This window comes from Gemmobacter sp., assembly GCF_016792925.1.
GTDB lineage: Bacteria > Pseudomonadota > Alphaproteobacteria > Rhodobacterales > Rhodobacteraceae > Gemmobacter.
This window is the reverse complement of the sequence record NZ_JAEULU010000035.1, coordinates 1-4665: the sequence shown is the minus strand read 5'-3', so window position 1 is coordinate 4665 and position 4665 is coordinate 1. Positions and strand designations below refer to the sequence as shown.

The window sequence follows — 4665 nt, the reverse complement described above, 5'->3', positions numbered from 1 at the left end:
CAGGCAGCCCGGCGCCGTCGCCTCCATCGCCTCGGGCAGCAGCGACGCCTCGGCCACCAGCACCGCGCCGCATTCGGCCAAAGCCGCCGCGCCAAGCGCCGAGCCGAGCCGCCCCCATTCCGCATCGCGCGCCGCAGGCGTCAGCCGCCCCTCGGCCAGCGCCTGTTCCTGCCGCGCCGCCAGCAGCTCCAGCCCCTGCACCAGCCGCGCGCGGTTGGGATCGACCAGCACCACCTCCAGCCCCGCCTGCAACAGCGGCAAGGCCAGCTCCGCCTGCGCCGCACCCTGCACCCCCACCCGCCGCAGCGCGGGGAGCAGCGGCAAGGGGCTTTGCCGCGCCTCGGCAAAGCGCGCCGCCCGGCGTTCGGCCCGGAAGACATGGCGCAGCGCCGCCGATTCCGGGCTGGCCAGCAGATCGTCGAAAGCCGCCGCCTCGAAGGCGCGCCCGGCCTCGAAGGGCAGCAATTGCGCCGCCTCCACGCATTCCACGATGCGCATGGGCGCGGGCAGGCGATGGTCGGTCAGGCCGCGCCGCGCCTCGGCCACCACGCGCTGATATACCAGCCCGTCGCGCAGCCCCTCGCGGCGCTCGCGCCCGCGCGGCAGGGCGGGCAAGGCCGCCAGCCGCGCGATCTCGGCCACTGCCGCCGCCGCGAGGCCCCCCTCCACCACCCGGTCCAGCAGGCCAAGCGCCAGCGCCTCGGCCGCCGGGACCGGACGCCCGGTCAGCATCAGCCGCAGCGCCTGCTCGGCCCCGATCAGCCGGGGCAGCCGCTGCGTGCCCCCCGCGCCGGGCAACAGGCCCAGGGTGACCTCGGGCAGCCCCAGCCGCGTCGTGGCCAGCGCCACCCGGCCATGCGCCGCCAGCGCCAGCTCCAGCCCGCCGCCAAGCGCCGTGCCATGCAGCGCGGCCACCACCGGCTTGGTGCAGGCCTCGATCCGGTCGCACAGGTCCGGCAGGCCCGGGGATTGGGGCGGAAGGTCAAGCTCCGCGATGTCGGCCCCCACCGGGAAACTGCGCCCGGCAGCCGAGATCACCAACCCGCGCACCGCCGGATCGGCCTCGGCCCCCTCCACCGCCTGCCACAGCGCCGCGCGCAGGCCCTGCGACAGGGCGTTCAGGGGGGGCGCATCCAGCTCCAGCCAGGCCAGACCGTCACGGTCCTTGCGATGCACCTGCGCCGCTGCCCTTGCTGCCTGATCCGCCATCGCACCCCCCAGCATTTTGTCGCCAGCCTTTTGTCGCCAGCCTTTTGTCCCAGTAAGAAGAGAAACGGCGCGGTTTGCAATCCCGCGCCGTGGTTTCCTGCTGATTTTACTGGTCTTTCCGCGCGGTTTGGAGTGCCGCGACGATGGGCGTGATGGCGAGGGGCCGCGCTCAGACCGGCAGGTTGTCAAACCCCGCCTCGATCCGCGCCTCCTCCTCAAGCCGGGCGCGCATGGCCGCCGCCCCCGTCGGAGGCGCCACGACGCGCGGCGCCAGCGGCACCATGGCCACCGGCAAAATCCCCATCAGACCCTGCATCTCCTGCAAAAGCGCATTCAACGCGGCAACTCCACTGCTGGCCATCGGCTTGCCCTTTCCTATTGACGTCTGGTTCACTGCGCGCAGGCGCGGCAAAACGGCGTGTAAGGCACTGCCGCCAAGCGCTCCGCCGCGATCTCGGCCCCGCAGCGCGCGCAGGTGCCGTAATCGCCCGCCGCGATCCGGCCAAGCGCGGCCTCGATCATCCGCAGCTCCTGCTGCCCCGAGATACCCATGCCCTCCAGCACCTCGTCGCCCTCGCGCTCGACCGCCTGTTCCTCCCAATCCTTCGCCTCATGGCTTTCCAGCTCGGCCTCGATCCCGGCCAGCCGGGCGGTCAACTCGGCCTTGCGCGCCTCCAGCCTCGATTTCATCGCAGCATTCGCGGTCATGCTCTGTCCCTCCATGTTCGCCCCCAAGCCATAGCGCAGCCCGGGCAGCCCGGCCTTGATGCAGGTCAAAACCGGGCGAAAAACATATTCAATACTTGCAATATGTAACGCCACCGCTATATGATGGCGCAAGACCGCAGGAGACCCGCCATGCCCGCCCCCCATCCTGAAGTGACCGGCTTTTTCGACGAGGCCACCCATACCATCACCTATCTGCTGCGCGATCCGGGCAGCAGGGCCTGCGCGGTGATCGATTCCGTGCTGGATTTCGACTATGCCTCGGGGCGCACCGACAGCCGCTCGGCGCAGGCGGTGATCGACCACATCACCCGCGAAGCACTTGATCTGCAATGGATTCTTGAAACCCATGTCCATGCCGACCACCTCTCGGCGGCGCCGCTGATCCAGCAAAGCCTGGGCGGCAAGATCGGCATTGGCGAGCGGATCACCGTGGTGCAAACCACCTTCGGCAAGATCTTCAACGAAGGCACCCGCTTCCAGCGCGACGGCTCGCAATTCGACCAACTGTTCCACGAGGGCGACCGCTTTGCCATCGGCGGGCTGGAGGGGCGCGTGCTGCATACGCCCGGCCATACGCCCGCTTGCCTCACCTATGTGATCGGCGATGCGGCCTTTGTCGGCGACACGCTGTTCATGCCCGATTTCGGCACGGCGCGTTGCGATTTTCCCGGCGGCTCGGCGGAAACCATGTTCGACTCGGTGCAGAAAATCCTGTCCCTGCCCGAGGAGACCCGCATTTTCGTGGGCCATGATTACAAGGCGCCGGGCCGCGACCACTATGCCTGGGAGACCACGGTGGGCGCGCAAAAGGCGCTGAATGTCCATGTCGGCGCCGGACGCTCGCGCGCAGAGTTCGTGGCCATGCGGCAGGCCCGCGACGCCCTGCTGGACATGCCGCGCCTCATCATCCCCTCATTGCAAGTGAACATGCGCGCGGGCCAGATGCCCGAACCCGATGACAACGGGATCAGCTATCTGCGCGTGCCCGTGAACGGGATTTAACGCAATGGCTTGGCAAGACTGGAGTTTTGGCCTGTTGGGCGGGGTGATGATCGGCATGGCGGGCGCGATCTACCTGCTGGGCAATGGCCGGATCATGGGGGCTTCGGGCATCCTTGGCGGGCTGATCGACGGGTCGGCCCGTGATCGGGCCGAGCGCGCGGCCTTTCTGGCCGGGCTGATCGGGTTGCCGGCGGTGCTGGCGCTGTGGCTGATGCCGCAGACGCATCTGACCGGCAATCCGGGGCTGATCCTGGCGGGCGGGCTGCTGACCGGGCTTGGCACCCGGCTTGGCAATGGCTGCACCTCGGGGCACGGGGTCTGTGGCATCTCGCGGCTGGCCCCGCGCGGCATCGTCGCCACGCTGGTCTATATGCTGGCGGGGGCGCTGACCGTGGCGCTGGCTCGCCATGTCTGGGGGGTGATCTGAGATGCACAGGCTGATCGCAGCGCTGGCGGGCGGGCTGTTCGGCGCCGGGCTGATGGTCTCGGGCATGATCGACACGCAGAAGGTGCAGGGCTTTCTGGATGTGTTCGGCGCTTGGGACCCGACGCTGGCCTTCGTGATGGGCGGGGCGCTGATCCCGATGTCGCTTGCCTGGGCGGTGGCGCGGCGGCGCGACCGCGCCTTTGGCGGTCGCCCCCTGCCCGGCCCGGCCGGGCGGCGGATCGACCGCAGCCTGATCCTGGGCGCGCTGCTGTTCGGGGCGGGCTGGGGGCTGGTGGGCCTTTGCCCCGGCCCGGCGCTGGCCAGCCTCGGTTTCAACGGCATCGGCGGCTGGCTCTTCCTTCTGGCGATGGGGCTGGGTATGCTGGCCGCACCACATCTGCGCCGCCGGATCGACCGGCAGCCCGCCTGAAGGACAGACCATGGACATCCGCGCCCTGACCCCGACCTATGCCGTCTCGCCGCAGATCGCGCCCGAGGATCTGCCCGCCATCAAGGCGGCGGGCTATGTGACGGTGATCGACAATCGCCCGGATGCGGAAATTCCCGGCCACCTGCACACCGAGGCCATGCGCACCGCCGTCGAGGCCATGGGTCTGCGGTTCGTCGCCAATCCGGTGATCGGCGGCGCCATCACCGAAGAGAATGTGGCGGCGCAGCGCGCGGCCATCGCGGCGGCGACAGGCCCGGTCTTTGCCTATTGCGCCAGCGGCAACCGCTCCTCGGTGGTCTGGGCGCTGGCCCATGCGGGCAGCGCGCCCGCCGATGCGCTGATCGGCACGGCGGCGCAATTCGGCTATAACCTGGAATGGCTGCGCCCGGCGCTGGAACAGGCCTGAGCCACCCGCCCCAGCCATCGCGGCCCATCCCTACCCGCCAAACCCGTGCAACTTGCGGGCGCGCCCCCTGCTGGCTTCCGCAGGCCGCAAACCGGCACCGCGCCCGCTTTGCGGGCCAAGGGGTGCGGTCCATGGGCCGGGTTTCCCTTCGCGAACATGGGCCGTCCCGGGGCTTGGTCCACCGGCTTCAGCGCCCTGAGTTCACGGCGGCCGTCCGGCGCCCGGCACAGGCCGCGCAAACCGCGTGGCAAAGCCGCGTCTGTCGCGCCTCAGAGGCACCCAGCATAGCGATGGCCCCGTGGCGGGTTCCGCAGCGGGCGTGCCCTTATCCGGTGGCGGCCAGCGGGGCGCTGACCGCAGGCGGGGCGGCGTCTGTGCCTTGGGCGGGCCTTGTGGCGGCAGTTGGGGCGGCAGTTGGGGCGGGTGGTGACAGGCAAGTGA

The 4665-nt window shown here is 70.3% G+C and carries 7 protein-coding genes; 4 read left to right on the top strand and 3 right to left on the bottom strand.

What is annotated here, in order from left to right; translation table 11 throughout:
• The 3 genes from JNN06_RS01790 to JNN06_RS01780 form a co-directional block, all read right to left on the bottom strand.
• Nucleotides 1-1209 (bottom strand): enoyl-CoA hydratase-related protein (locus JNN06_RS01790; RefSeq protein WP_291237887.1); only part of this gene is annotated, 1209 nt, incomplete at its 3' end.
• Nucleotides 1210-1378: 169 nt separating this feature from the next.
• Nucleotides 1379-1570, bottom strand: coding sequence for a hypothetical protein (locus JNN06_RS01785; RefSeq protein ID WP_291237886.1), 192 nt, complete (start codon nt 1568-1570; stop codon nt 1379-1381).
• A gap of 29 nt (nt 1571-1599) precedes the next feature.
• On the bottom strand, nt 1600-1917 hold the full coding sequence (locus JNN06_RS01780; RefSeq protein WP_291237885.1) for a TraR/DksA C4-type zinc finger protein: 318 nt from the start codon (nt 1915-1917) through the stop codon (nt 1600-1602).
• Between the two features lie 150 nt (nt 1918-2067).
• Between JNN06_RS01780 and JNN06_RS01775 the strand changes: the two genes are divergently transcribed.
• Genes JNN06_RS01775 through JNN06_RS01760 form a run of 4 tightly spaced genes read left to right on the top strand, consistent with a single transcriptional unit; the run spans nt 2068 to nt 4224 of the window.
• Nucleotides 2068-2940 (top strand): MBL fold metallo-hydrolase, encoded by an 873-nt coding sequence (locus JNN06_RS01775; RefSeq protein ID WP_291237884.1) that lies wholly within the window; start codon nt 2068-2070, stop codon nt 2938-2940.
• A 4-nt stretch (nt 2941-2944) separates the two neighbouring features.
• On the top strand, nt 2945-3367 hold the full coding sequence (locus JNN06_RS01770) for a YeeE/YedE family protein (protein ID WP_291237883.1): 423 nt from the start codon (nt 2945-2947) through the stop codon (nt 3365-3367).
• A 1-nt stretch (nt 3368) separates the two neighbouring features.
• Nucleotides 3369-3797, top strand: a complete 429-nt coding sequence (locus tag JNN06_RS01765) for a DUF6691 family protein (RefSeq protein ID WP_291237882.1) — start codon at nt 3369-3371, stop codon at nt 3795-3797.
• Between the two features lie 10 nt (nt 3798-3807).
• The gene (locus tag JNN06_RS01760) at nt 3808-4224 is read left to right on the top strand and encodes a TIGR01244 family sulfur transferase (RefSeq protein WP_291237881.1); all 417 of its coding nucleotides are present in this window, start codon (nt 3808-3810) and stop codon (nt 4222-4224) included.
• Nucleotides 4225-4665 lie beyond the last annotated feature (441 nt).